Genomic DNA, 23,636 nt, shown 5'->3' on the forward strand with positions numbered 1-23,636 from the left:
ATCTACACATTGATGATCACCACACAGTAGAAGACACGGCGCTTGCACTAGGCCAAGCACTGAAAGATGCGCTAGGAGACAAACGTGGCATTGGCCGTTTTGGTTTCAGCTTGCCAATGGATGAGTGTTTAGCTCAGTGTGCGCTTGATCTTTCTGGTCGCCCATATCTGAAGTTCGATGCTAAGTTCAGCCGTGAACAAGTGGGTGATCTTTCGACTGAGATGGTGGTTCACTTCTTCCGTTCTCTAACCGACACACTGGCTTGTACGCTACACCTTTCTTCTGCTGGCAATAATGATCACCACATCATTGAGAGCTTGTTTAAAGCGTTTGGCCGTACTCTTCGCCAAGCAATCAAAGTTGAAGGTAACGAGTTACCAAGCAGCAAAGGCGTCCTGTAAGGCTAACGTTAGCAAGGAAAGACAATGAAAGATCAGAAAGTAGTCATCATTGATACCGGTTGTGCCAACGTTTCATCGGTGAAATTTGCGATTGAACGTCTGGGTTATGCGGTTGAGATTTCAAAAGAGCCAGAAGTGGTTCTTGCAGCTGACAAGCTATTCCTACCGGGTGTAGGCACAGCAAGTGAGGCAATGAAGAACTTGCAAGAGCGCGACCTTGTTTCTCTTGTGAAGCAAGTAGAGAAGCCTCTGCTAGGTATTTGTTTAGGTATGCAGCTGTTAGGCAAATTGTCTCAAGAGAAAGGCCAAAAGGCTGACGAGTTAGTTGAATGCCTAGGTTTGTGTGATGGTGAAGTTCGTTTACTTGAAACGGGCGACTTGCCTTTACCACACATGGGCTGGAACACAGTTACCGCGACACCTAACCACCCTTTATTCAAAGACATTGAAGAAGGCGAGTACTTCTACTTTGTACATAGCTTCGCAATGCCGGTGGGTGATTACACTATCGCACAATGTGATTACGGTAATCCGTTCACAGCAGCGGTGCAAAGTGGCAACTATTATGGTGTTCAGTTCCACCCGGAGCGTTCGTCAAAAGCTGGCTCTAAGCTGATTCAGAACTTCTTGGAATTGTAATAAGGATTTGGCAGCGGCTAACGTTGCCCTATAAGGAATGTAAATGATTATTCCCGCGTTAGATTTAATTGAAGGCCAAGTAGTTCGCTTATTCCAAGGGGACTACGGGCAAGTAACAGAATACAAAGTAGACCCAGCAGAGCAGTTCAACCTGTATCACCAAGCTGGCGCAGGTTGGCTTCACCTTGTTGATTTAACCGGCGCAAAAGACACAACCGCTCGTCAGTTAGACTTGATCGCTAAGCTACTTGCTAGCACGCCTGCAAACATCCAAATCGGTGGTGGTGTGCGTAACGAACAAGATGTCGTTGATCTGCTAGAAGCTGGCGCGCAGCGCGTTGTGGTTGGTTCTACGGCAGTTAAGCAACCTGATTTGGTTAAAGGTTGGATGGAGAAGTACGGTGCGGAAAAAATCGTGCTGGCTCTGGACATCAATATTGACGAAAGCGGCACACGTAAAGTCGCGATTTCAGGTTGGCAAGAAGATTCTGGCGTGACTATTGAAGCGCTGATTGAAGACTACCTCACGGTTGGCCTTAAACACGTTCTGTGTACCGATATTTCACGTGATGGCACGCTAGCAGGATCAAACGTAGAGCTTTACGTTGATCTTTGTAAGCAGTACCCACAAGTACAATTCCAATCATCGGGCGGCATTGGCAGCCTAGCTGATATCGAAGCGCTTAAAGGCAGCGGTGTTGCTGGTGTGATTGTGGGTCGTGCGCTACTTGATGGTAAGTTTACCGCAGAGGAGGCATTTGCATGTTGGCAAAGCGAATAATCCCTTGTTTGGATGTCCGTGACGGACAGGTGGTTAAGGGCGTTCAGTTCCGTAACCACGAAATTATTGGTGACATCGTTCCGCTAGCGCAACGTTATGCGGAAGAGGGCGCTGATGAACTCGTATTTTATGACATCACCGCATCAAGTGATGGCCGTGTGGTTGATAAGAGCTGGGTAAAACGCGTAGCAAAAGTAATTGATATCCCTTTCTGTGTAGCTGGTGGTATTAAATCAGCAGAAGATGCAGCGCGCATTCTTGAGTTTGGTGCGGATAAAGTATCAATCAATTCACCGGCACTGGCTAATCCACAATTGATCACTGACCTTGCTGATAAGTTCGGCGTGCAGTGTATCGTTGTCGGCATCGATTCATACTTCGATAAAGAAACCGGTAAATATCAGGTTTACCAATTCACTGGCGATGAGGCGCGTACTAAAGCGACCAAATGGGAAACCAAAGATTGGGTGCAAGAAGTACAGAAGCGTGGTGCAGGTGAGATTGTGTTAAACATGATGAACCAAGATGGCGTTCGTAATGGTTACGACATCGAGCAACTCAACATGGTTCGCTCAGTATGTAACGTTCCATTGATTGCTTCTGGTGGCGCAGGTGCGATGGAGCACTTTGCTGAAGCTTATAAAAAGACCAACGTGGATGGAGCACTTGCGGCTTCGGTATTCCACAAACAAGTCATCAATATTGGTGAACTTAAACAGTATTTAAAACAACAAGATGTAGAGGTGCGACTATGAGTTTTGAACCCGTAAGCTTATCAAAAACAGAAGTAGGCGCATTGTCAGAGCGTATTGATTGGGAAAAAGTGGGTGGCTTAGTGCCAGCTATTGTTCAAGATTACCAGTCAAGCCAAGTGCTGATGATGGGATACATGAACCCTGCAGCACTCGAGAAAACAGGCGAGACTGGCCAAGTGACGTTTTTCTCTCGCACCAAAGAGCGTCTTTGGACGAAAGGTGAAACGTCGGGCAACGTATTGCAACTGCAAAACATTGCCTTGGACTGTGACAGCGACACCTTACTGGTTAAAGTTAATCCCATTGGCCCAACATGCCACACTGGTACAACAACGTGCTGGGATGGAGACAAGCAAGAAGAGTCTCAGATGGTGTGGCTTCATCAGCTTGAGCAGCTACTGGCTGCCCGCAAGGACGCCGATCCTGAATCTTCTTATACTGCCAGCCTATATGCCCGTGGCACCAAGCGTATTTCGCAAAAAGTGGGCGAAGAAGGCGTTGAAGTCGCGCTTGCGGCGACGTCGGGCGATAAGGCGGAGTTAGTATGCGAATCAGCAGATTTGATTTACCACTTGATGGTTCTTCTTCAAGACCAAGGCTTATCGATGAACGATGTGGTGAACAAGCTAAAAGAGCGTCATAAGTAAGCTCTCTTTGGATTAATCGAACCACGCAAAAGACAGAAAAAAGCCCCGTAAACAACCATGTTTACGGGGCTTTTTAATTGTTTAATTTTCAAGCTTTCTAAGCCCTACGCTACTTTCTCACCTCTGACTTTACGTCATTCCGAGGAGTCTAAGCGACTTTAGGAATCTCTTTACTTAGTCAAACATCCTAATTGTTTGACTTACCCGCAGCACTTCTTGTATTTCTTACCACTGCCACAAATACACGGATCATTACGGCCGATTTTAAAGCTCTCAACGGTTTGATTTAAGCGTGGGTCAATTTCTGGTTGTGTAGTTTCTTCCTGCTCTGGGAAGGTACCATCAATGTAGTACCAAAGACCTTCTTCACGTATAAAGCGAGAGCGTTCTTGCATGCAGTATTGTGCGCCTTCTTCATTGAAGTAAGCTTTAAACTCAACAAAGCCTTCGTCTTGGTGCGAGCCTGCCGCAGTATCAATGACTTCTAGTCCTGCCCAATCACTATCGATAGATTCGGCAATACCTTCTCTCTGCGCTTCTGCATTGCAGCTTGGATGATAAGTAGCAACCACATAATCCACTAAACCAAGTACATGTGCAGAATAACGTGAGCGCATCAATTGCTCGGGTGTTTCAACGGCACTGTGGTTAAGGTGTGCTGATTCACAGCATTGTTGGTAAGTATTTTTGCTACCGCATGGGCATGAAGACATAGTCAAATCCTGTAAAAATGGCCTCTATTAAGAGGCCATAAATGAATGCGTTGGAGTTTACCAAGAAACGATTGCTCGCCAAAGCTTAGTTTCCATTGGTACGCTTATGTGAGTGGACTATTTCAACGACGGTGATAACAGCTCTTGAGCCCAAGTCGTCGCTTCGTCATAAGCTTGCCCGAGCTCTGCTTCGCTTAGTTTGAGTAGTTTACGAATGCGCGTTGCTTCATCCCATCGAGCTTGTTCATAAGCGATAACCATCGCCAAGATTGCACCTAATACGCCTTTGCGTTGTATCAGAGCTTGCTTAATCTCTTCATCAATTGGCACTGAATCCAGTACTTGCTTCAACGGTTGGTCAAACAGAGAATCGAGTAGGGAGAACATACCGGTCAAAAAGGCTTGTCCGGGTTCAACTTTCACATTCATCTTCTCGACTAATAGTTCACACTCACGTGCACGTAATACCGCTAAACCATAGAGTGAATCTGGCTTGTCTTCTTTCGCGGATGCAATCGCCACAAGTGAAACGAACTTGCGTAGTTTTTGTTCGCCAAGGAAGATTAGCGCTTGGCGAAACGAACGAATGGTTGTTGCTGAGCCGCCTGCAGAGTTCACATAGGCAAGTAACTTGTAAGACAGCGTGACGTCTAATGTGATCAGACGTTCAACTTCACCGAAGTCGATAGGGTCGTTAGCGATCTCTTTCAACAGCTGAACAATCGTCAAAAACGCAGGGTTGAGAGCACGAGTTTGGATCATTTCCGGCTTACTGAAGAAGTAACCTTGGAAGTAGGTGAAGCCTGCTTGGTTTGCTTCTTGATATTCGTCGTAAGTCTCGACTTTTTCAGCGAGGAACTTAATGTCTAACCCTTTGAGAGAGTTCATGAACATCGAAGCTTTCGCAATTGAGATCAAACGGATATCAAACTTGATAATTGAAACGTACGGTAAGAAGCGCTTCCACGCTTTGCTTGGCACAAAGTCGTCCAATGCGATGGTATACCCCGCATCATAGATGGCTTTGATTGCTTCAAGTAGTTCGTCGGTTGGTTCGCAGTCTTCAAGAACCTCAACAACGAGGCTTTCTTTTGGAAACAGCGTCGGGACCAAGTTAATCAGACTTGTATAAGGAAAGTTAACGAACCCCAGCTTATCACCCAACGTATTATAGTGAGTTGATAAAAAGTGGTCGGAAAGCAAACGGCTAGTAGCGAGCTCCGGCTCTACTTCAGGGAAAGTGTTCTTAGGACCGTCCCTGAATAGCAACTCGTAACCTATGGTTTTTTTGTCTGTATCGAGTATTGGTTGACGCGCTACGTATGAATATTTCAACTTGGTACTGTGTTCGGTTTAGTTCTGATAGAGAGATAATAGCTAATTCAGTGGAAATTACCATACACAATCAAAGAAAGTCTGACCGACAATAATAATCAAAGTGAAAGTTTAAGACGGATGTTGAAAGCTATTGCTAAACTCTCGATTCTGTAGTTCAAAACTTTGCGGAGTGAACACCAGCACTGAACCTTGAGTATACCAATCGCCCAATACGATACGGGTTTTAGTGCAATTATTAGCATTGAAAGTGTGAATGTCAGGGCGATGAGTATGGCCGTGAATCATCAGATCGACGTTGTTTCGCGCCATCACATCTTCGACTTCTTGTTGTGTCACATCCATGATGTCGAGAGATTTAGTTTGCTTGTCATCTTTGATATCAGATTGAACCTTAGAGACAATTTTCTTCTTGATGAAAAATGGAATTCTGTTGAAGACCCATTGCAGCCATGGTTGATGCACTTTTTCGCGGAAGGCGAGATATTTTACATCTTCGGTACATAGGGTATCACCATGCAGTACGACCGCTTTTTGTCCGTAGATATCGATCGTTGATACTTCGTCAAGAAGTTGCACGCCCGTTTGTTTGGCAAATTTCTTACCGACTAGGAAGTCACGGTTACCTTGTGTGAAGTAGCAAGGCACGCCAGTTTTCACCAAATCAATAAACGCTTGGCGAATAGAGGTCGCAAACTCACTTTTGTCGTCGTCACCAATCCAGAATTCGAAAAGGTCACCTAATACATAGAGTGCATCCGCTTCTACCGCTTCGTTCTTCATGAAAGTGAGGAAGCAGTCGGTGATGTCTTGTCGTGACGGAGCAAGGTGCAGGTCTGATATAAAATATGTTTTCATAGGTCTAAAAAAAGGGAGCGATTCGCTCCCTATATCCTGATTTTATAGGCTCATCAATTATTAATACTAGGTCGTGTTGACCTTTGGCGGTTAAATTTTGTTCGAGATAAAAGCGATTTAATCGAGGCGAGGGGTAGGAAGCCTAGTCATTCTAAGCAAATTTCCCTCAACAAAGAGTAAAACGCTTTTAGCCGAACCCTTTGGGCAGCGTTTGCTGGTATTTCTACTGCGTTATCGGCTTCTTATGTAGGCTAGCTACACATCAAAGCCTCTGCCTTGTATAAATCCCCAGCAACTCGCTGCAAAAATCAGCTCAAAAGGTCAATACGCCCTAATCGAAAGCAAGTGATTAAGCTTCGATTGTAGTACCAGTGATGATCACTTCTTCTAGAGGTACATCTTGGTGCATACCCATAGAACCAGTGCTAACACCTTTGATCTTGTTTACGATGTCCATGCCTTCAACTACTTCTGCGAATACACAGTAGCCCCAACCGTCTAGGCTTTCGCTACGGAAGTTTAGGAAAGAGTTGTCGTTAACGTTGATGAAGAACTGAGAGCTCGCTGAATGCGGTTCCATAGTACGAGCCATTGCTAGTGTACCCACTTTGTTCGCTAGGCCGTTGTTCGCTTCGTTCTTGATAGTCGCACGAGTTGTTTTTTCTTTAAGGCCAGAAGTCATGCCGCCGCCTTGAACCATGAAACCATCGATAACACGGTGGAATAGCGTGTTGTCGTAAAAACCGTCACGGCAATACTGTAGGAAGTTTGCGCTTGTTTCTGGTGCTTTTTCTTCGTTAAGTTGAACTTTGATGTCACCAAAATTTGTGTGAAGGATGATCATGATTGTTACCTTACTGTCTTTTTAATATGAAGTTCGAATTCTAGCGCATGTTGGCGGACTTTCAAATCACCAAATCATTAACTTAACTTGGTTGTTTGAGGTAATTACTGCTTTGGGGGATTACCTAATAACGCATGAATTGATATACTTGCCCTCTTATTTTGATTAATACACAAATATAGATAGAGATCATGCTAAAAATTTATAACACACTCACAAGACAGAAAGAGGAATTCAAACCAATTACAGCTGGCAAAGTCGGCATGTATGTCTGTGGGGTAACCATTTACGATCTCTGTCACATTGGTCATGGCCGTACGTTCGTTTCTTTCGACGTAGTAACTCGCTACCTTCGTTACCTTGGTTACGATTTGAACTTCGTTCGTAACATCACAGATATCGATGACAAAATCATCAAGCGTGCTAACGAAAACGGCGAATCTTGTGATTCTCTGACTGAGCGTTTGATTGGTGAAATGCACGCAGACTTCGATGCATTGAACATGAAGCGTCCAGATGTTGAACCTCGTGCAACTGAATTCATCACTGAAATCATTGAACTGGTTCAAAAGCTGATTGACCGTGGCTTTGCTTACGTTGCAAGCAACGGCGACGTGATGTTTGAAGTTAAGAAATTCGACGAATACGGTAAGCTTTCTAAGCAAGACCTTGATCAGCTTCAAGCTGGTGCTCGTGTTGATATTGATTCTGCAAAACGCAGCCCGTTAGATTTCGTTCTTTGGAAGATGTCTAAGCCAGGTGAACCTACGTGGGAATCTCCATGGGGTCCAGGTCGTCCAGGTTGGCACATTGAATGTTCAGCAATGAACTCGTCTATCCTTGGTAACCATTTCGATATCCACGGTGGTGGTTCAGATCTACAGTTCCCACATCACGAGAACGAAATTGCACAATCTTGCTGCGCACACGGTACTCAATATGTGAATACTTGGATGCACAGCGGCATGGTGATGGTAGACAGAGAAAAGATGTCTAAATCACTGGGTAACTTCTTCACTATCCGTGACGTACTTCAGCATTACGACGCAGAAACAGTACGTTACTTCCTAATGTCTGGTCACTACCGTAGCCAGCTGAACTACAGCGAAGATAACCTAAACCAAGCACGTGCATCGCTTGAACGTTTATACACATCACTTCGTGGCCTAGACCTAACCGCAGCTCCTGCTGGTGGTCAAGAGTATGTAACTCGTTTCTCTACGGCAATGAACGATGATTTCAACACACCTGAAGCTTATTCAGTGCTGTTTGAAATGGCTCGTGAAATCAACCGCATTAAGACTGAAAGCATTGAAAAAGCAAGTGCTCTAGGTGCATTGATGCGTGAACTTGCCGACATCATCGGTATTCTTCATCAAGACCCTGAAGCTTTCCTTAAAGGTGATACTGCTGGTAATGATGACGAAGTAGCAGAAATCGAAGGCCTAATTAAGCTACGTAATGACTCTCGCGCTTCGAAGGATTGGGCTAACGCCGACCTTGCACGTGATAAGCTAAACGAGTTGGGCATTGTTCTGGAAGATGGCCCAGAAGGCACGACTTGGCGTCGTAAGTAAATCTTATAAAAAGGGCTGATTTTCAGCCCTTTTTTCTAGCAAAAATTCTTTAATTTCACCTTTGCTTTTATCTTCAACTTTTAAATAACAGGAATATTTCTGTGGCTCAGATGTATTTTTATTACTCGGCAATGAATGCGGGTAAATCGACAACGCTTCTTCAATCTTCATTTAACTACCAAGAGCGTGGCATGACGCCAGTGATCTTTACTGCAGCGCTAGATGATCGCTATGGTATCGGTAAAGTTAGCTCGCGAATTGGTCTTCAATCTGAAGCTCAACTGTTTAAAAACGACACCAATATGTTTGACGCGATACAAAAACTCAATGAAGAAGAAAAGCGTCATTGTGTTTTGATCGATGAGTGTCAGTTCTTATCGAAAGAGCAGGTTTACCAACTAACAGAAGTGGTTGATAAGCTGCACATCCCTGTACTTTGTTACGGTTTGCGCACTGACTTCTTGGGTGAACTGTTTGAAGGTAGCCGTTATTTATTATCTTGGGCTGACAAACTGGTTGAGCTAAAAACGATTTGTCACTGTGGTCGTAAAGCGAATATGGTGATTCGTACTGATGAACACGGTGTTGCGATTGCTGAAGGTGACCAAGTGGCTATTGGTGGTAATGACCAATATGTTTCAGCTTGCCGTTTGCACTACAAAGAAGCGTTAGGTAAATAAGCGGCTCTTTGGTTGGTTTTTCTTAAGTGAATAAAGCTGAAATCAACAAGCTCAAGGAATAGCTAAGAATAAGAAACGGTGGCCAAGTGCCACCGTTTTTGTTTTCTGAAAAAGTGTATTGCGTGACTTAAAGTTTTATTCGAAACCCAGCTTCTTCAATGCTTGGTAGGCATGATCAACGTCATCAGGAATCGGCATCTCAATCTGAAATCCTTGCGCTGGATAAGACTTGATTCGTTCGAAATCAGCAATGAGAGCACCCAACACCATGTCTAGTGGTAACTCTTCGTTAAAGTAATCAACCCAGTCTTGCCATTGTGAAGTGACTTGAATCTCGGTAACTTCGTCAGGCCACTGTTTAGAAAACGTGGCGTAAGTACGTTTCTCCATAAAGGGTTTTTGTACTAATGTCAGGCGTTTCGGTGATAGTCCACGCTCAGTCAGCAATTTGTGGGTGAATCGTACGTTCTCCCCAGTATTGGTTGCGTGCTTCTCAACGATAATGTCGGAGTCAGGCACGCCGGCATCTCGAGCGATAGCCGCGAATGTTTCAGCCTCTGAGCGTTCAAAACTGCCTTCAGTAAAGCGTCCCACACCGCCAGAAAATACGATATAAGGAGCCACACCTTGGTGATAGAGCTCAGCTGCGTATTCAGCAACGCGAGTGTCGTTACTGCACAACACAAATATACAATCTGAAGGCGTGATGTCATGATCCATCGACATGAAGTTCCAAAGGGTGTCGATCGAGTGATATAGCTTACCCTTTGAGTTCTTTGTTACGGCTTGCTTAGCTATGGATTGGTTAGCTATGGATTGCTTAGTCATAAAGAGCGTCCAATGTGGAATCGAATTTAAACGAGTAACCTAAACCGAGGATCTTTTTAGAAGAGATCAGCTTGTCTGGGGTGTCGACAATAGGAGGGAGTGGCTCGCTGCTATTGGCGCTTTTTAATGCTGCTGCGTAGAACTCCGCCTTGCTTACTGTATTTGGTGTGGTGACATTTACGACTTCATTGTGCAGTTGATTGATGGCGAAATCGACCGCACCAATCGCATCATCAAGGTGAAGCATGTTGGCTGGTGCTTGAGAGCTGACCTGCTTTAGCTTGCTTGCGAATCGAGATGGGTGACGGCTAGGGCCGATTAACCCACTGAAACGAAGAATGGTGTAATCAATGCCGGAATCCATCACCAGTTGTTCAGCCTTCAGCATCACGCGTGCATTGTCCGAAAATGCGGATGCTTGCTCGTTTTCTGAGGTAGAAAGAGTGAGTGAGGCGTCTTGCTCGTACAGAACTCCGGGCTTGGTTGGGTATACCGTCGTCGAACTGACCATAATGAGCTTTTTCACGTTAGCCTTCTGGCAAGCACTGGTCAGTTGTTGCCAATAGTCGGCGTACTCGACACCAGCGCCTTTTCTAAAGCCGGGAGGAAAGCTACCAATAACTATCTCAGTATTGTTTTCCAATAGGAGTGAGTAGAGTTGGCCAATAGAGCGTTCAGGTTGTATTGCATCAAAACTGAATACTTCACAAGGAATGCGTTCGTTGCCAATAGCGTCAGCGCCTTCTTGGGTGGTCTTCGTCACGACGACTTGGTTATCATGTTTGACGAGATGTTCCGATAAGGGCGCTCCAACCCAGCCTGCACCAACAATAAATATAGAAGCCATGTGTTCCTCACAACTGCAAATGACGAATTTACAACAAGCCTAACAAACCTTTGCCCAAAAATGAAAAAACTCCACGGCCGAGGCAAGTGGAGTTTTTACTAGAACAATGGAGCTTTAGTTTAGTACGCGAAGTAGTTTGTCTGCGCGCTCTGCCATCTGTATACCTTCATCTGTTAGGTAACCGCCGTCTGGCTGAGTACAAAGGTTCTTTTCGAATAGGCGCTTAACAGCGTCTTGAGTTTCTTGAGCTGCCTCTTGATGAACTTTAATTCCAGTAGCTGCGCTACTTACATCAAATTGAAGAAGGAGGTTTAAATCAGCAATGTTTTCAGCGTTGTACTTCATAATTAACCTATATATTCATAACGTTCTCTACCTTCACCTTAGTGCGCATTCACAACTCAGGCAATAGCAAATAAAGAGAATTGATAAGTGATACCAAATTGAATGATTAATCAGCGCATGAGCGGTTGTTTTTTGTTTAATTGGGCGAATTTCACACGCTTCATTAATGAATGATGTTTATTGCTAAGTGGTTGTAATATATTGTGAGACTAGAAATATAATGCATCGAGCAAATATTGTTTAAAAAAAGGAAATGCATCAGTGAGAGCCAACAAAGTAGCATTAATGATCAGTATGCTATTTGCAATTGCAGGGTGTCAGAGCACTCCCTCTGAACAGACAGAAGCGAACCAAAGCACGAATGGCAGTGAGTCTTCATCAAATGCCCGCACGTTTGATTCTGTGCAAAGTGTTCATCTCGAATGGGAAAGTAAGCTTGAAAGCCATGTTCAATTGTCTCTTTATGCGCCAGAAAATTACAATGAACTATTAGATGCTTGGGATGATGCTGAAAGCATTTATGCCGATTTACTGAAAGACGAAACTCGTCTAACGAAAAGCTATTCAATTTTTTCGAGCCTAACGTACGCTGAAGCTTTTGATGAAAAAATCGCTTTGGTTAAATCAAACTATGATTCGATTCTAGTGTTAAAGAAAAAGGCTGATAGAGTACTAGCGGATTCGATTGTTCAGATGGATTATCTGAAATATTTGGGTGCCGATACGATGTTCGCGTCGAACTATAAGAGGCTTTACGCTGAATACAGTGAGTTATTTGAATACGTATTGGTTGATGAGCTTGAAGATGCTCAGGAAGCGCAGGTTGAGTTTCTTAACCATGCTCGCTCATTAGAAGTCAAAGTCGCCCATAAGAAATACATTGAACCGCTAAAGAACGAATTAGAGTTCTTAGAAGATGAAGACTTTGATGATGTTGTGCCGCTTACCTTTGCTAAAGCAAGTTCTCAAATCGCATTGGCGGAAAATCAAGTTAAGGCAAGTCCTCGTGAAAAATCGATTATCGAAGACGCCGTTAGAGCTGCTGAATTCGAATTGAATCATGTGAGAAGTGTTGCGCATGAAGTTAAGTTGCTTGCTAACGTGAAGGGTGATCGATTTGAGCAATCGGTATTGAATGCTGAGAACCAGTTTCTGAGTATTTCTCAGATCCTGAATGATCAAGACTACCGTGATGTGGTGTTGCGTCTTCAAGCTCAAAAAATCGTAGAGAGTATTAAAGCGCTTAAAAGCTCTGATATGACCACGCAACTGAAGTCTGAGGTTGAAGCACTTTCAGAACAACTTGCCGATTTAGAACTCGAAAATCAGAAACAAGCCCAACAGCTTGCTGAGACAAACAAACATAACGAGTTTTTGGATGAGCAGGTTACTAAGAGTGATGCACACATAAAAAGCTTGGAAGAGCTGGTGGACAGTTTGAAAAGCTTAGGTGGTAAAGTTGCTACCGAAAGTCACTCCGACGTGACACCGACTAACGTTGAGTCCAACCTTGAAGATGCCGCTTTAGAGCAATCATCAGAACAAGTGATTGAACCTTCGGTTTAGCATAACTAATTTCTTTATTTGTGATTGACTTAAAAGCGCCTCAGGGCGCTTTTTTACGTTCTGTTGATCTATATCAAAATCTAGAGATGAAAGGATCTGGATAGTGTACGTCATTCCTTTTACTTAACGTAACTTGTTGATATTTATAGATGTGTTGTTTTTATTGTTGATAAGTTTTCATTCATCAGGGTTTTGTTTTTACTACTAAAGTCGTATGAATTTTCAATATCATTATAGGTTTGGTGTTTTCTCGATTGTTGAAGGTTATTTGAGCGCGAAATAGCTCTTGAATTCAGAAATGAAAGAGAGGATTATCGCGCTCCCCAACGACATGTTTCAAAATGTAAATTATGAATCTAAACCAATTTGACTCATTATTACCGCCACAAATGGCTGAGCGCGCTGCAGATATTGGCGTAGGTAAAGCAACAAAAGATCCAATCAAATCCTTTCTTCTCGCTATTTCAGCGGGCATACATATCGGCATTGCGTTCGTGTTTTACACCATCGTGACGACAGGTGCTGGTGATTTACCGTGGGGCATTACTCGCGTACTCGGTGGTTTGGCATTTAGCTTAGGCTTGATCCTTGTGGTGGTTACTGGCGGCGAGTTGTTTACCAGCTCTGTTTTAACGTTAGTGGCGAGAGCGAGCGGCAAGATCACTTGGGTGACCTTGTTTAAAAACTGGGCGACGGTTTATGTGGGCAACCTTATTGGCGCTTTATTGCTAGTGGCATGCATGCTCGCGACTAAACAATACATGTTTGACAATGGCCAAGTCGGGCTCAATGCTATGGCTATCTCTCAGCACAAAATGCATCATGACTTTATTCAAGCGATTGCGCTTGGCATCATGTGTAACGTGTTGGTGTGTATTGCGGTGTGGATGACATTCAGTGGGCGTACCTTAACGGATAAAATTACGGTTATGATCTTACCTGTAGCGATGTTTGTATCGTCGGGTTTTGAGCACTGTATTGCGAACATGTTCCAAGTACCACTCGCTATCGGCATTAAAACATTTGCTCCTGCTGAGTTTTGGACAATGACAGGTGCTAACCCTGCCGACTATATTGACCTAAACATGATGGATTTCTTAACGAACAACCTATTGCCTGTGACTTTAGGCAACATCATTGGCGGCGGTATCTTTGTCGGCATGTGGTATTGGTTGATTTATCTACGAGATTAACCATGATTCGGTCATCGTATCGATTTGAATGATTACGATTAAAAGACGGTCTGCATTGCAGGCCGTTTTTTATTGTGGAAAACCTTTTAGTTTCTCTTTTAAATAATCATTAAAACACTCAATAGCAGGATCGAGTAGGGCAACATAGGCCTTTGAAATTAAGTAAGGATCAATGTAAATGATCCTTAGTCGAGTCAAAGTGACTAAAAAAGGATCAATACTGTTTTGGTTATCCACAGTTTCTGTGGATAACCTGTCTCAAAGTCAGTGTGTAACCAGATCGTAAAGGAAGAAAGAGGTTAGTCTGTGGGCTTAATTCGGGCGAGGACTCGACCTTCTTTCGTCAGAGATGTCTTCAAAGAAAGGTGAAGTGCGAGCGCCAATGAACTGCTCATCATCACGAAAATAGCCAACATGATCATCAGTTGATACTTAATCGCAATCATTGGTGAAGCTCCCCCTAGAATTTGACCTGTCATCATCCCTGGAAGTGTGACTAAGCCAGTGGTCGCCATAGAAGCCATGATAGGAGACATCGCCTTCTGTATCGCATTACGTACAAAAGGTGCAGCTGCGTAGGTTGGAGAAGCGCCTAAAGCGATAGCCGCTTCGTACTCTGACTTCTGGGTTTCAAAAGCACCGAACAAGTTCTGTAGAGCCACTATATTGCTGCTCAAGCTATTACCCAACAGCATCCCCGCAATAGGAATTAAGTACTGTGCGTTGAAGAGTGGGGTCGGCTTGATAATAAAGAAACAAATAAATAAGACGATGGGTACACAGGTAACCGCAAGGCTGAACGCTACAGGTGCTAATAGTAGTTGTTTCGGGAGCTTTGATTTTTCAACAATCGAACTTGCACCCACTACAATCATAGCGAATAACCACAATAAATTGATCCATAAGCTATTCAAAGTAAAAAGGTATTCGAGATAAAGACCGACCAAGAATAGCTGTACCACCATACGAGAAATACTAATAGAGGCCTCTTTACCTAAGCCGAGCTTTAGTTTGTGGTTAATGGCGATGGGCAGTATGAGAAGTGAGCTAAATAACAGCAATTGCCACCAAGATATATCAATAACGTCTTGCATAATGCTTCCTTTTAAGTAGGTCTCCATCATATCTGAAAGTGCCAAATGATGCATTTCAGCTTCATACCTGTCGAACTCAAAAAAGGCTCAATTATTTAACATTCAAAGTACAAAATAATGGTTGTTTGAGGGTTTTTTGGCTACTACTTAGTAGGTAAAACGTTAAAATTAGTTACAATATAGTTGCGCAAATGTTGGCTTTTAACATTTGTGAAATATACTTAATTCTTCACATTTGTTAATACTTTTTAATAACTTTGTTTAACTAAAAACAACTTTGGATGAGCTCAAAAAAGTATTGATTAGCAAGGGTTATAACGGGAGATTTGATTGAACCCTACTTTGTGTATGGTCTAAAATTCATCGTTAGATACTCAAGAACTTTAGCCCCTTAGAATGGGTTACTCGAAATTACTAAATACAAAATAGGCAAAATGTATGAGTGATGTTAAGAAAATTGAAACTGGCGAAAAACGCTCGTTGGAGTGGAAGTCATTCCTCTTCATTGCGGTGGTTCTCTTTCCAATATTAAGTGTGGCTTTTGTAGGAGGCTACGGCTTTCTAGTTTGGGCACTGCAAGTGTTTGTATTAGGTCCTCCAGGTGCACACGGCGGCATGTAATGCCCTCTTGCTATCACATTTTTATTAGAACTAATTTTTAAGAGAGCTAAACATGAAATCATTTTTAGTTAAATTATGGCGCACAATGACTCGCCCAGCAGTACACATCAGTCTTGGTGTACTTACCATGGGTGGCTTTATCGCCGGTGTTATTTTCTGGGGTGGTTTTAACACTGCGTTAGAACACACGAATACAGAAGAGTTCTGTGTAAGCTGTCACACCATGCGTGACAATGTTTACGTAGAACTACAAGAAACGGTTCACTGGAAAAATACATCTGGTGTACGCGCAACTTGTCCTGACTGTCACGTTCCACATGAATGGACAGCAAAAATTGCTCGTAAGATGCAAGCATCTAAAGAAGTATTCGCTCAAGTATTTGGTGACCTAGACACACCTGAGAAATTTGAAGCTCGTCGTATCGAACTGGCTAAACACGAATGGGATCGTTTCTCTTCGAACAAATCTCTAGAGTGTAAGAACTGCCACAACTACGATTCAATGGATTTCGAAAACATGCGCCCAACAGCGCGTATCCAGATGAAGAACGCGGCAGAGCGTGATCAAAGCTGTGTTGACTGTCATAAAGGTATTGCTCACAACCTTCCATTAGATATGGCATCAGCGAGCGGTATTGTTGGCGAGCTAGAAAATGTAGCAAGCAACACATCTTATGCAAATGGTTCTGACGTGATCTCTATTCGTCATCTTCCAATGTACACGGATGAGACAGCAACAGTTGAAGCGGGTCTATTAAGCCCTGCAAGTAAAGTTGCGGTTATCGACGAAAAAGGCGACATGATCAAGATTCAAATCGACGGTTGGCGTAAAGCGAAAGGCTTCGGACGTGTAATCCAAGAAGACTTCGGTATGAACATCTCGACTGCAATCTTGACGAAAGAAGTCTCTCAAAGTGACGTGATCACTGTTGGCGAGAAGAAAGAAGATGAGCTAACGGGCCTTCCATGGGAAAAAGTTGACCTAGCACTTTGGATGAAGAAAGAGTCTATGGTTGATAACTTCGATCCAATTTGGAACGCAGCAGGTCAGGCTTACCAGTCAAACTGTTCTACTTGTCACTCACAACCAGATGAAGGCCACTTCAGCGCTAACGGTTGGGTAGGCATGCTAGATGGTATGATCGCATTCGTGAACTTCGATACAGATACAGAAGCACTTGTTCTTAAGTATCTACAGAAGCACTCATCAGATTTTTCTGAAGGCCACTAATAAGACGTCAATTGGAGTAACACAATGGCAATTACAAGAAGAAGTTTTCTGAAAGGTGTCGCTACAACAAGTGCGGCATCGGTTATCGGTCCTAGCTTATTGGCGTCGGCATCGGCTTCAGCTGCAGAAACTGATGGTACGTGGAAAGTCTCTGGTTCTCACTGGGGTGCATTCCGAGCTCGCGTTTATGCGGGTAAAGTACAAGAAATTAAGCCTCTAGAAATCGATCAGCATCCAACTGAGATGTTGAAAGGTATCAAGGGTATTATCTACAGCCCATCACGTGTGCGTTACCCTATGGTTCGCCTAGATTGGTTGAAGAAGCACAAATACAGCGCAGACACGCGTGGTAACAACCGTTTTGTTCGTGTGACTTGGGATGAGGCATTAGACCTTGTTTACCGCGAACTAGAACGTGTACAGAAAGATTACGGTCCATGGGCGCTTCACACAGGTCAAACTGGTTGGAGACAAACGGGTCAGTTCCACAGCTGTACTAACCACATGCAACGAGCAATGGCACTTCACGGTTACTCTGTGAAGAAAATCGGTGACTACTCAACAGGTGCTGGTCAAACGATCATGCCTTACGTGCTAGGTTCTACTGAAGTATATGCTCAAGGTACATCTTGGGAACTTATCCTAGAAAACAGTGACAACATTGTTCTTTGGGGTAACGATCCAGTTAAGAACCTGCAAGTAGGTTGGACGTGTGAGACTCACGAATCATTCGCATACCTAGAACAGCTGAAAGAAAAAGTTGCTAAGAAAGAGATCAACGTTGTTTCTGTTGACCCTGTGAAGAACAAAACAGGTCGTTACTTAGAAAACGAGCAGATGTACATCAACCCACAAACTGATGTGGCGTTCATGTTGGGTGTTGCTCATGTTCTTTACAACGAAGGCCTATACGACAAGAAGTTCATCGAAACTTACTGTCTAGGTTTTGAAGATTTCATCAAGTACGTTCAAGGTGAAACGAAAGACAAAGTTGAGAAGACGCCAGAATGGGCTTCAGCTATCTGTGGCGCAAGCGCGGACTCTATCCGTGATTTCGCTAAGATGTTGGTTAACGGCCGTACACAGATTCTTGTTGGTTGGAGTATTCAACGTCAACAACACGGTGAGCAGCCTTACTGGATGTGTGCAGTTATCGCAGCAATGGTTGGCCAAATTGGTTTACCTGGCGGCGGTATCTCTTACGGTCACCACTACTCTGGTATCGGTGTATCTTCAACTGGTTTCGCTGCTCCGGGTTCTTTCCCGCTGAACATCGACCAAGGTCAATCACCTAAGTACACCAATACAGATTACAACGGTTACAGCCGCGTAATTCCAGTTGCTCGTTGGGTAGATAGCCTGCTTGAACCTGGTAAGAAGATCAAAGCGAACGGTTCTACTGTGACGCTGCCAGATATCAAGATGATGGTCTTCAGTGGTAACAACCCGTGGCATCACCACCAAGATCGCAACAAGATGCGTAAAGCATTCAAGAGCCTACAAACTGTAGTGGCTGTTGATTTCGCTTGGACTGCAACTTGTCGTCACTCTGATATTGTTCTTCCAGCTTGTACTCAGTGGGAACGTAACGATATCGATGGTTACGGTGCGTACTCTGGTCGTGGTTTGATCGCAATGCACAAGCTAGTGGATCCTCTGTTCCAGTCTAAGACTGACTTCGAGATCATGTCTAGCCTGACTAAGCGTTGGGGTCGTTACGACGATTACACGCGTGGTATGGATGAAATGCAGTGGGTTAAATCTCTGTATGACGATTGCCGCGCTTCGAATGAAGGCACGATTGAAATGCCTGAGTTTGCTGAGTTCTGGGAGAAAGGTTTCCTAGACTTCGGTAAAGGTAAGCCATGGACTCGTCACGCTTCATTCCGTGAAGACCCAGAGATCAACGCACTGGGTACGCCTTCTGGTTTCATCGAAATCACAAGCCGTACTGTTGGCAATATGGGTTACGAGCACTGTCAAGAACACCCAATGTGGTTCGAGAAATCTGAACGTTCACACGGTGGTCCAGGCTCTGATAAACACCCGTACTGGCTACAATCTTGTCACCCGGACAAGCGTCTTCACTCTCAGATGTGTGAATCTGAAGAGTGGCGTGCGACTTACGCGGTACAAGGCCGTGAGCCAATCTATATCAACCCGACGGATGCTAAGAAGAAAGGCATCAAAGACGGCGATGTAGTACGTGTGTTCAATGACCGTGGTCAACTACTAGCAGGTGCTGTTCTAATGGATAGCTATGCTCCTGGTGTTGTTCGTATCGAAGAAGGTGCTTGGTACGGCCCGATCAACGAGAAAGTGGGCGCGCTAGATACATACGGCGATCCAAACACACTAACTCAAGACATCGGTACGTCTGAACTTGCTCAAGCAACGTCAGCAAACACATGTTTGGTTAACTTCGAGAAGTTCCAAGGCAAACTGCCTCCAGTAACGTCATTCGGTGGTCCAATCGAAGTTTCTTAAGACTTGTGCTTGAGAACCAAGATTAAAGCTTGAATTAAAGCCCCTGTAAGGATTCTTACAGGGGCTTTTTGTTTTTCTAGTGTCTGTGTTGGGATTTCTACTTACGCATTATGGTGAAGCTTATGGAGGCGTCTTTGAGAAGCACTATAACGTACTACTATTGAAGCAATTGAGCCGAGAGGGTGAGTCAAAAGAATCTCTTGTGAGAAGCTTAGGTCACTGAAAACAATTAGGCTACTGGAAACAAAAAGGCCGATACAAAGTACCGACCTAGTAGAAACCTATGGAGTTAAGCTTGAACCTGGATACAAACCGGAGCCTTGGGTAGAAACCTAAGCCTCGATTAAAAACCTAAGCTTTGAACGTAAAGCTACAGTTCGAACATAAACCAATAACCGTATGCACAAATCAAAGCGGGTACACTCGAGTACAAGGTCGCGACGAGCGCTGCTTTCGGTGCCATTGCAATCGCAGGGAATAGCGCGTCACCATCATTTGAAATAGCATTACCGACTTGAGCCGAGAGTGGCAGTGCACCTGAAAGATAAAGACTGGTCACCAACAGCTGAGGACCACAGCCTGGTAATAGCCCCATCAACACGCCAGCCAGGGGGAGCATGATGCCCCAACTTGAGAATAGCGTCGCAAAATCCACATTTGCTATCACAGAACCAAATTCAAAGAACAGAAAGGCCACCACAACCCACGCTGTCACGAAGTTAGTATCTTGAGCCGTTTTTTGTAATGGGTGAGAGCCTACACACTTCTCATCTTCACTGACGGCCGATTTATAATCTTCAATTTCACGAGTCAGACCCCATAGGAACATCGAGCTAATCAACAAGATCGTTCCTGTCCACTCCATCGACATTTCAGGTAACGCAAGCAACTCGTTGACATCAACTTGAAAAGAGCCAAGTAGGGCAACCGCAGCGCCCGGAATAATCAGGACAGACCATAAGTAGCCCTGTAGGTTGATCGCCTTTTTAGAAACGGCCTCTTTGTCTTCCTCTTGAGATTGAGATGAGCAGCTGCGCGCCGCTTCATTTTTCTCTGACTGTTTCGGACGTAAGAAATCATCAGCGTGAAATAGGTTGATGATGCGACCTGACGCTGTGCCCACAATCACGCCCATTGCCATCATGGCTAAGCCTGTTTTAGGTTCGCTCGCAATCAACAAAAAGGCTGCGTCACCCATGGTGGAGACCAGTACAGCAACGACGGCTCCAAATCCCAGCTTCCCGGAAATAAATTGTGTTGTAACGACGATCGCACCGCCACAACCAGGCAATGCCCCCATCAGCGCAGCAAACACCACTTGGTTAGAGCGAGACTGATGCACGAGCTTATTGAAGACGTTGTCTTTGTTGATGTACAAGCTTAACCAGTGGTAAATAGCTAACGTTAAAGCGACATAACAAGATACAGCCCAGAATGCGTCTGACAAGGTCGTTACCGTCAGCTCTCGTGTAGCAGGGGCTGCAACCAATGCTGCAAGTGAAATCGGCAATAGCAAGCGCTTAAAAGACAATGAAAACTGAGTTGTTTTCGCAGCGCTACTGCTTGGCAAAAAAGAGATTAGTCGATCCATAGGTGTTACTCAAAATTAGTGGCTTAAGATAAATATATACGAATGATAATAATTATCAATTGCATTTGTTGTTTTTTTATCTATTGTTACCATTGGCTAAACCTAGGAAACATGACCAATCTAAAAAAATGAGGTAAAGTATGGCTAATAAAGAGAGGCTCTAAAGGTAGAGTCATAATTGTTAGTGTAATAGGAAGAAACATGATTTTAGTTGTTGGTCACAAAAACCCTGATAGTGACAGTATTTGTAGTGCGTTAGTTGCAACGGAGCTTCTTAAAGCTCGTGGCGAGGAAGCGACACCAATTCGCCAAGGCGAGATCAACCGCGAAACTCAACACATTCTAGAAGTCGCTGGTGCTGAAAAGCCAGAGCTTCGTACTTCTGTTGCTGGTGAGAAAATCTGGCTAGTAGACTACTCAGATCTAGCACAAGCACCAGACGATGTTGCTGAAGCTGAGATCGTAGGCATTGTCGATCACCACCGTCTAGGTGACGTGATGACAGTTAACCCTATGGAAGCTTGGATCTGGCCTGTTGGTTGTACAAACACTGTACTTTTCAACATGTTCAAGATTGAAGGTCACGCTATCTCTCAACAGATCGCTAAATTGATGATGTCTGCAATTCTTTCAGACACGGTTGGTTTTGCTTCTCCAACATGTACTCAAAAAGACAAAGACGCTGTTGCTGAGCTTGCTGAAATCGCTGGCGTAACAGACGTTGATGCTTTCATCAAAGCACTTCTAATTGCTAAAACAAACATCGAAGGCCTATCTGCTGCACAGTTAGTAGAAAAAGACCTTAAAGGCTACCCATTCAACGGTCGTGATGTTGTTGTTGGTCAAGTTGAGCTTGCTACTCTTGAGCAAGTAGACGGCATGATCGAAGCGCTAGAAGCTGATCTTGAAGAGCGTTGTGAGAAAGATGGTCTAGCGTTCGCTGCAGTAATGCTGACAGATATCACTACAGCTCAAACTCGTCTTCTATACAAAGGTGAGTGGGCTGATAAGCTGGTTAAATTCGAGAAAGACGGTGTATTGATGATGGAAAATACATTGAGCCGTAAGAAGCAAGGTTGGCCTTGGCTTCAAGGCGAGCTTGTTTAACCAAGTCGCTTAATTATAAACGCCTGCTAATTTAGCAGGCGTTTTTCTTTGAAGTAGACTTTCTTCTCAATAGAAATATTTGAAGTTAATGCTACTCAGCATAAAATGAACAAAGTTACTGACTAACGTAGGAAATTAAGATGACTACACAGCTAGACGATAAAAAAATCGCTGAAATTAATAAGTATACGGGTGAGCAACGCCTGAAATACTGTGTGAAAGAAATCGTAGCAAACCGTGAAGTATGGATCTTAACCGATGAGCACGGTTGTGTGATGCTGAACACCGAAGACGAAGATTGTGTTCCAGTATGGCCAAACCAAGAGTTCGCAGAATCGTGGGCGACGGGTGATTGGTCTGAGTGTAAAGCTGAGTCTATCTCTTTAAACAAGTGGCACAGTCGCTGGACGAACGGTCTAGAAGACGATGAACTTGCCGTTGTGGTATTCCCGAACGAGCAAGAAGAAGGCGTTATCTTGTTCCCTGACGAATTCGATTTCGAACTGAAGAAGCAGGCTGCTAAGCGCTAATTCTCTCGTCAAATTGTAAGCCAGCGTTGTCTTATCTTTGACAACGCTGTGGTTCTATTCTTCCCTTATAAACTGTTTCCAAAAAACAAAGCAATACTCAACTGATATCCGTTAGTAACCGATTCTTCCGTTAGTAACCAGTTATTCCGTTAACACTCGATCACTTCGTCAATACCCGATTATTTCGTTAATACCCAATAAGTTGATACAAAGGTGCCTGCTGCGCTTCTGTGGACGCTTGTTGAAGCACATCTGTTTCGCTGTATCTCTTCAGTATCTTTCGGACAATGGGTTTTGCTTCTGCTTCAGTCATTCCAACCTTCAATTCTGGTTCATACAACAGCTTTAGTAGTAGCACATCTAGTGGCGATAATAAGTCTTCAGGCGTGTAGTCGTTGAAGATAGAAGGGTAGGCTTTGTCTGAGTCATTGGGTAACCCAAGTACCTGTGTGATCTCTTCAACAATACAGGCGACCAGCTTTCCTCTTGCTCTCGCTTGATCCACTGGGATCACAATCCCAGCATATACAATCTCCCCTTTGGAATTAGTTCGATAGCCTGCTGTACAGATGGCGCTGTTTAGATGCTGTGTCGATTTCAGTTTGAGTACAGTTTTGGCTTCAGCTATCCACTGACTCTGCCTTGTGTATATCCATTTAACGTTTGCATCCGATTCTCGAGTGACGATTTTAATCGGATGTTGCGTGACTTGTGATAGGTGCTGGATGTGCAATTCGGTGAGTTCTTGATGAAGCTCTTCGTCTCCGACTCGGTGATCGATCCATATTTTAATAGGTTGTTTCCACTTGGCGAGGGGCTTGTTGCCTTGAGCGTATTCGTGGCGTAACGCGACATCATAAAAGGCATTTTCGACAAACGTTTTATCAAGCCAAGTGAGTGGAGTGCTGGCAACGTTGAAAGAAAGCATTGTTAATAAGGGAAATATTAATAAAGGAAATGCTAGTA

General features: G+C 44.0%; 23 protein-coding genes and 1 pseudogene. 14 read left to right on the forward strand and 10 right to left on the reverse strand.

Annotated features, from left to right (window positions below):
- From OW495_RS00005 to hisIE, 5 genes and pseudogenes are all read left to right on the forward strand, one after another.
- A pseudogene (locus OW495_RS00005) lies at nucleotides 1-401 on the forward strand (bifunctional histidinol-phosphatase/imidazoleglycerol-phosphate dehydratase); the annotation flags it as partial.
- Between the two features lie 24 nt (nucleotides 402-425).
- On the forward strand, nucleotides 426-1,040 hold the full coding sequence (hisH, locus tag OW495_RS00010; protein WP_008223538.1) for an imidazole glycerol phosphate synthase subunit HisH: 615 nt from the start codon (nucleotides 426-428) through the stop codon (nucleotides 1,038-1,040).
- Nucleotides 1,041-1,083: 43 nt separating this feature from the next.
- The gene (gene hisA / locus OW495_RS00015) at nucleotides 1,084-1,821 is read left to right on the forward strand and encodes a 1-(5-phosphoribosyl)-5-[(5-phosphoribosylamino)methylideneamino]imidazole-4-carboxamide isomerase (protein WP_076671376.1); all 738 of its coding nucleotides are present in this window, start codon (nucleotides 1,084-1,086) and stop codon (nucleotides 1,819-1,821) included.
- A complete protein-coding gene (gene hisF / locus OW495_RS00020) occupies nucleotides 1,803-2,576 on the forward strand; it encodes an imidazole glycerol phosphate synthase subunit HisF (protein WP_102512794.1) in 774 nt (257 codons plus the stop codon). The genes hisA and hisF overlap by 19 nt, the downstream gene beginning before the upstream one ends.
- The gene (gene hisIE / locus OW495_RS00025; protein WP_017109915.1) at nucleotides 2,573-3,223 is read left to right on the forward strand and encodes a bifunctional phosphoribosyl-AMP cyclohydrolase/phosphoribosyl-ATP diphosphatase HisIE; all 651 of its coding nucleotides are present in this window, start codon (nucleotides 2,573-2,575) and stop codon (nucleotides 3,221-3,223) included. The genes hisF and hisIE overlap by 4 nt, the downstream gene beginning before the upstream one ends.
- Before the next feature lie 200 nt (nucleotides 3,224-3,423).
- Here the strand turns inward: hisIE and OW495_RS00030 are convergent, their stop codons facing one another.
- From OW495_RS00030 to OW495_RS00045, 4 genes are all read right to left on the reverse strand, one after another.
- Nucleotides 3,424-3,936: a YchJ family protein gene (locus OW495_RS00030; RefSeq protein ID WP_102512795.1), complete on the reverse strand. Its 513-nt coding sequence runs from the start codon at nucleotides 3,934-3,936 to the stop codon at nucleotides 3,424-3,426.
- Nucleotides 3,937-4,053: 117 nt separating this feature from the next.
- Entirely contained in the window at nucleotides 4,054-5,271 is a 1,218-nt protein-coding gene (locus tag OW495_RS00035) for an EAL domain-containing protein (RefSeq protein WP_017109913.1), read from the reverse strand.
- A gap of 111 nt (nucleotides 5,272-5,382) precedes the next feature.
- A complete protein-coding gene (gene lpxH, locus OW495_RS00040; protein WP_102512796.1) occupies nucleotides 5,383-6,129 on the reverse strand; it encodes a UDP-2,3-diacylglucosamine diphosphatase in 747 nt (248 codons plus the stop codon).
- Between the two features lie 349 nt (nucleotides 6,130-6,478).
- Nucleotides 6,479-6,973, reverse strand: a complete 495-nt coding sequence (locus OW495_RS00045; protein WP_004734582.1) for a peptidylprolyl isomerase — start codon at nucleotides 6,971-6,973, stop codon at nucleotides 6,479-6,481.
- 191 nt (nucleotides 6,974-7,164) lie between these two features.
- On the opposite strand from OW495_RS00045, the gene cysS reads away from it, so the two are divergent.
- Both cysS and OW495_RS00055 read left to right on the forward strand, forming a co-directional pair.
- Entirely contained in the window at nucleotides 7,165-8,550 is a 1,386-nt protein-coding gene (cysS, locus tag OW495_RS00050) for a cysteine--tRNA ligase (RefSeq protein WP_102512797.1), read from the forward strand.
- A 101-nt stretch (nucleotides 8,551-8,651) separates the two neighbouring features.
- Nucleotides 8,652-9,230 carry a thymidine kinase gene (locus tag OW495_RS00055; protein WP_004734584.1) on the forward strand — a complete coding sequence of 193 codons (579 nt, stop codon included), beginning with the start codon at nucleotides 8,652-8,654 and terminating at the stop codon, nucleotides 9,228-9,230.
- A 135-nt stretch (nucleotides 9,231-9,365) separates the two neighbouring features.
- On the opposite strand, the gene OW495_RS00060 is transcribed toward OW495_RS00055, so the two are convergent.
- The 3 genes from OW495_RS00060 to OW495_RS00070 all read right to left on the reverse strand — a co-directional run bounded on the left by OW495_RS00060 (nucleotide 9,366) and on the right by OW495_RS00070 (nucleotide 11,250).
- The gene (locus OW495_RS00060) at nucleotides 9,366-10,058 is read right to left on the reverse strand and encodes a YdcF family protein (protein WP_289884353.1); all 693 of its coding nucleotides are present in this window, start codon (nucleotides 10,056-10,058) and stop codon (nucleotides 9,366-9,368) included.
- On the reverse strand, nucleotides 10,051-10,905 hold the full coding sequence (locus tag OW495_RS00065; protein WP_289884354.1) for an NAD(P)H-binding protein: 855 nt from the start codon (nucleotides 10,903-10,905) through the stop codon (nucleotides 10,051-10,053). The genes OW495_RS00060 and OW495_RS00065 overlap by 8 nt, the downstream gene beginning before the upstream one ends.
- A 114-nt stretch (nucleotides 10,906-11,019) precedes the next feature.
- The gene (locus OW495_RS00070) at nucleotides 11,020-11,250 is read right to left on the reverse strand and encodes a TIGR02647 family protein (RefSeq protein ID WP_004734587.1); all 231 of its coding nucleotides are present in this window, start codon (nucleotides 11,248-11,250) and stop codon (nucleotides 11,020-11,022) included.
- Between the two features lie 261 nt (nucleotides 11,251-11,511).
- Between OW495_RS00070 and OW495_RS00075 the strand changes: the two genes are divergently transcribed.
- Complete coding sequence (locus OW495_RS00075; RefSeq protein WP_289884355.1) at nucleotides 11,512-12,816, forward strand: ATPase; 1,305 nt, start codon at nucleotides 11,512-11,514, stop codon at nucleotides 12,814-12,816.
- Nucleotides 12,817-13,166: 350 nt separating this feature from the next.
- Nucleotides 13,167-14,009, forward strand: coding sequence for a formate transporter FocA (gene focA, locus OW495_RS00080; RefSeq protein WP_017108402.1), 843 nt, complete (start codon nucleotides 13,167-13,169; stop codon nucleotides 14,007-14,009).
- 299 nt (nucleotides 14,010-14,308) lie between these two features.
- On the opposite strand, the gene OW495_RS00085 is transcribed toward focA, so the two are convergent.
- Nucleotides 14,309-15,103: an ABC transporter permease gene (locus tag OW495_RS00085; protein ID WP_017108401.1), complete on the reverse strand. Its 795-nt coding sequence runs from the start codon at nucleotides 15,101-15,103 to the stop codon at nucleotides 14,309-14,311.
- A gap of 438 nt (nucleotides 15,104-15,541) precedes the next feature.
- Between OW495_RS00085 and torE the strand changes: the two genes are divergently transcribed.
- The 3 genes from torE to torA are packed head-to-tail and all read left to right on the forward strand — an operon-like array spanning nucleotide 15,542 to nucleotide 19,442.
- Nucleotides 15,542-15,724, forward strand: coding sequence for a trimethylamine N-oxide reductase system protein TorE (torE, locus tag OW495_RS00090; RefSeq protein ID WP_017093170.1), 183 nt, complete (start codon nucleotides 15,542-15,544; stop codon nucleotides 15,722-15,724).
- Nucleotides 15,725-15,776: 52 nt separating this feature from the next.
- The gene (gene torC / locus OW495_RS00095) at nucleotides 15,777-16,955 is read left to right on the forward strand and encodes a pentaheme c-type cytochrome TorC (RefSeq protein ID WP_102352624.1); all 1,179 of its coding nucleotides are present in this window, start codon (nucleotides 15,777-15,779) and stop codon (nucleotides 16,953-16,955) included.
- A 24-nt stretch (nucleotides 16,956-16,979) separates the two neighbouring features.
- Nucleotides 16,980-19,442 (forward strand): trimethylamine-N-oxide reductase TorA, encoded by a 2,463-nt coding sequence (gene torA / locus OW495_RS00100; RefSeq protein WP_099166376.1) that lies wholly within the window; start codon nucleotides 16,980-16,982, stop codon nucleotides 19,440-19,442.
- Between the two features lie 370 nt (nucleotides 19,443-19,812).
- On the opposite strand, the gene OW495_RS00105 is transcribed toward torA, so the two are convergent.
- Nucleotides 19,813-21,033 (reverse strand): putative manganese transporter, encoded by a 1,221-nt coding sequence (locus OW495_RS00105; protein ID WP_102560878.1) that lies wholly within the window; start codon nucleotides 21,031-21,033, stop codon nucleotides 19,813-19,815.
- A 201-nt stretch (nucleotides 21,034-21,234) separates the two neighbouring features.
- Here OW495_RS00105 and OW495_RS00110 point away from each other — a divergent pair, with 201 nt between their 5' ends.
- On the forward strand, nucleotides 21,235-22,140 hold the full coding sequence (locus OW495_RS00110) for a manganese-dependent inorganic pyrophosphatase (RefSeq protein ID WP_102327746.1): 906 nt from the start codon (nucleotides 21,235-21,237) through the stop codon (nucleotides 22,138-22,140).
- A 140-nt stretch (nucleotides 22,141-22,280) separates the two neighbouring features.
- Entirely contained in the window at nucleotides 22,281-22,670 is a 390-nt protein-coding gene (locus OW495_RS00115; protein ID WP_004734596.1) for a DUF2750 domain-containing protein, read from the forward strand.
- Between the two features lie 187 nt (nucleotides 22,671-22,857).
- Here the strand turns inward: OW495_RS00115 and OW495_RS00120 are convergent, their stop codons facing one another.
- Nucleotides 22,858-23,598 (reverse strand): DUF2927 domain-containing protein, encoded by a 741-nt coding sequence (locus OW495_RS00120; RefSeq protein WP_102514246.1) that lies wholly within the window; start codon nucleotides 23,596-23,598, stop codon nucleotides 22,858-22,860.
- Nucleotides 23,599-23,636: the final 38 nt, after the last annotated feature.

This window comes from Vibrio sp. 14N.309.X.WAT.E.F5, assembly GCF_030397615.1.
Lineage (GTDB): Bacteria > Pseudomonadota > Gammaproteobacteria > Enterobacterales > Vibrionaceae > Vibrio > Vibrio lentus.

What these genes read in the sequence shown, in the direction of transcription:
- cysS (WP_102512797.1), top strand. Translation starts at nt 7,165, where the DNA reads ATGCTAAAAATTTATAACACACTCACAAGACAGAAAGAGGAATTCAAA.
- OW495_RS00065 (WP_289884354.1), bottom strand. Translation starts at nt 10,905, where the DNA reads ATGGCTTCTATATTTATTGTTGGTGCAGGCTGGGTTGGAGCGCCCTTA.
- torA (WP_099166376.1), top strand. Translation starts at nt 16,980, where the DNA reads ATGGCAATTACAAGAAGAAGTTTTCTGAAAGGTGTCGCTACAACAAGT.
- OW495_RS00060 (WP_289884353.1), bottom strand. Translation starts at nt 10,058, where the DNA reads ATGACTAAGCAATCCATAGCTAACCAATCCATAGCTAAGCAAGCCGTA.
- torE (WP_017093170.1), top strand. Translation starts at nt 15,542, where the DNA reads ATGAGTGATGTTAAGAAAATTGAAACTGGCGAAAAACGCTCGTTGGAG.
- OW495_RS00070 (WP_004734587.1), bottom strand. Translation starts at nt 11,250, where the DNA reads ATGAAGTACAACGCTGAAAACATTGCTGATTTAAACCTCCTTCTTCAA.
- hisIE (WP_017109915.1), top strand. Translation starts at nt 2,573, where the DNA reads ATGAGTTTTGAACCCGTAAGCTTATCAAAAACAGAAGTAGGCGCATTG.
- hisA (WP_076671376.1), top strand. Translation starts at nt 1,084, where the DNA reads ATGATTATTCCCGCGTTAGATTTAATTGAAGGCCAAGTAGTTCGCTTA.
- OW495_RS00045 (WP_004734582.1), bottom strand. Translation starts at nt 6,973, where the DNA reads ATGATCATCCTTCACACAAATTTTGGTGACATCAAAGTTCAACTTAAC.
- lpxH (WP_102512796.1), bottom strand. Translation starts at nt 6,129, where the DNA reads ATGAAAACATATTTTATATCAGACCTGCACCTTGCTCCGTCACGACAA.
- torC (WP_102352624.1), top strand. Translation starts at nt 15,777, where the DNA reads ATGAAATCATTTTTAGTTAAATTATGGCGCACAATGACTCGCCCAGCA.
- OW495_RS00105 (WP_102560878.1), bottom strand. Translation starts at nt 21,033, where the DNA reads ATGGATCGACTAATCTCTTTTTTGCCAAGCAGTAGCGCTGCGAAAACA.
- OW495_RS00085 (WP_017108401.1), bottom strand. Translation starts at nt 15,103, where the DNA reads ATGCAAGACGTTATTGATATATCTTGGTGGCAATTGCTGTTATTTAGC.
- OW495_RS00110 (WP_102327746.1), top strand. Translation starts at nt 21,235, where the DNA reads ATGATTTTAGTTGTTGGTCACAAAAACCCTGATAGTGACAGTATTTGT.
- focA (WP_017108402.1), top strand. Translation starts at nt 13,167, where the DNA reads ATGAATCTAAACCAATTTGACTCATTATTACCGCCACAAATGGCTGAG.
- hisH (WP_008223538.1), top strand. Translation starts at nt 426, where the DNA reads ATGAAAGATCAGAAAGTAGTCATCATTGATACCGGTTGTGCCAACGTT.
- OW495_RS00030 (WP_102512795.1), bottom strand. Translation starts at nt 3,936, where the DNA reads ATGTCTTCATGCCCATGCGGTAGCAAAAATACTTACCAACAATGCTGT.
- OW495_RS00120 (WP_102514246.1), bottom strand. Translation starts at nt 23,598, where the DNA reads ATGCTTTCTTTCAACGTTGCCAGCACTCCACTCACTTGGCTTGATAAA.
- OW495_RS00115 (WP_004734596.1), top strand. Translation starts at nt 22,281, where the DNA reads ATGACTACACAGCTAGACGATAAAAAAATCGCTGAAATTAATAAGTAT.
- hisF (WP_102512794.1), top strand. Translation starts at nt 1,803, where the DNA reads ATGTTGGCAAAGCGAATAATCCCTTGTTTGGATGTCCGTGACGGACAG.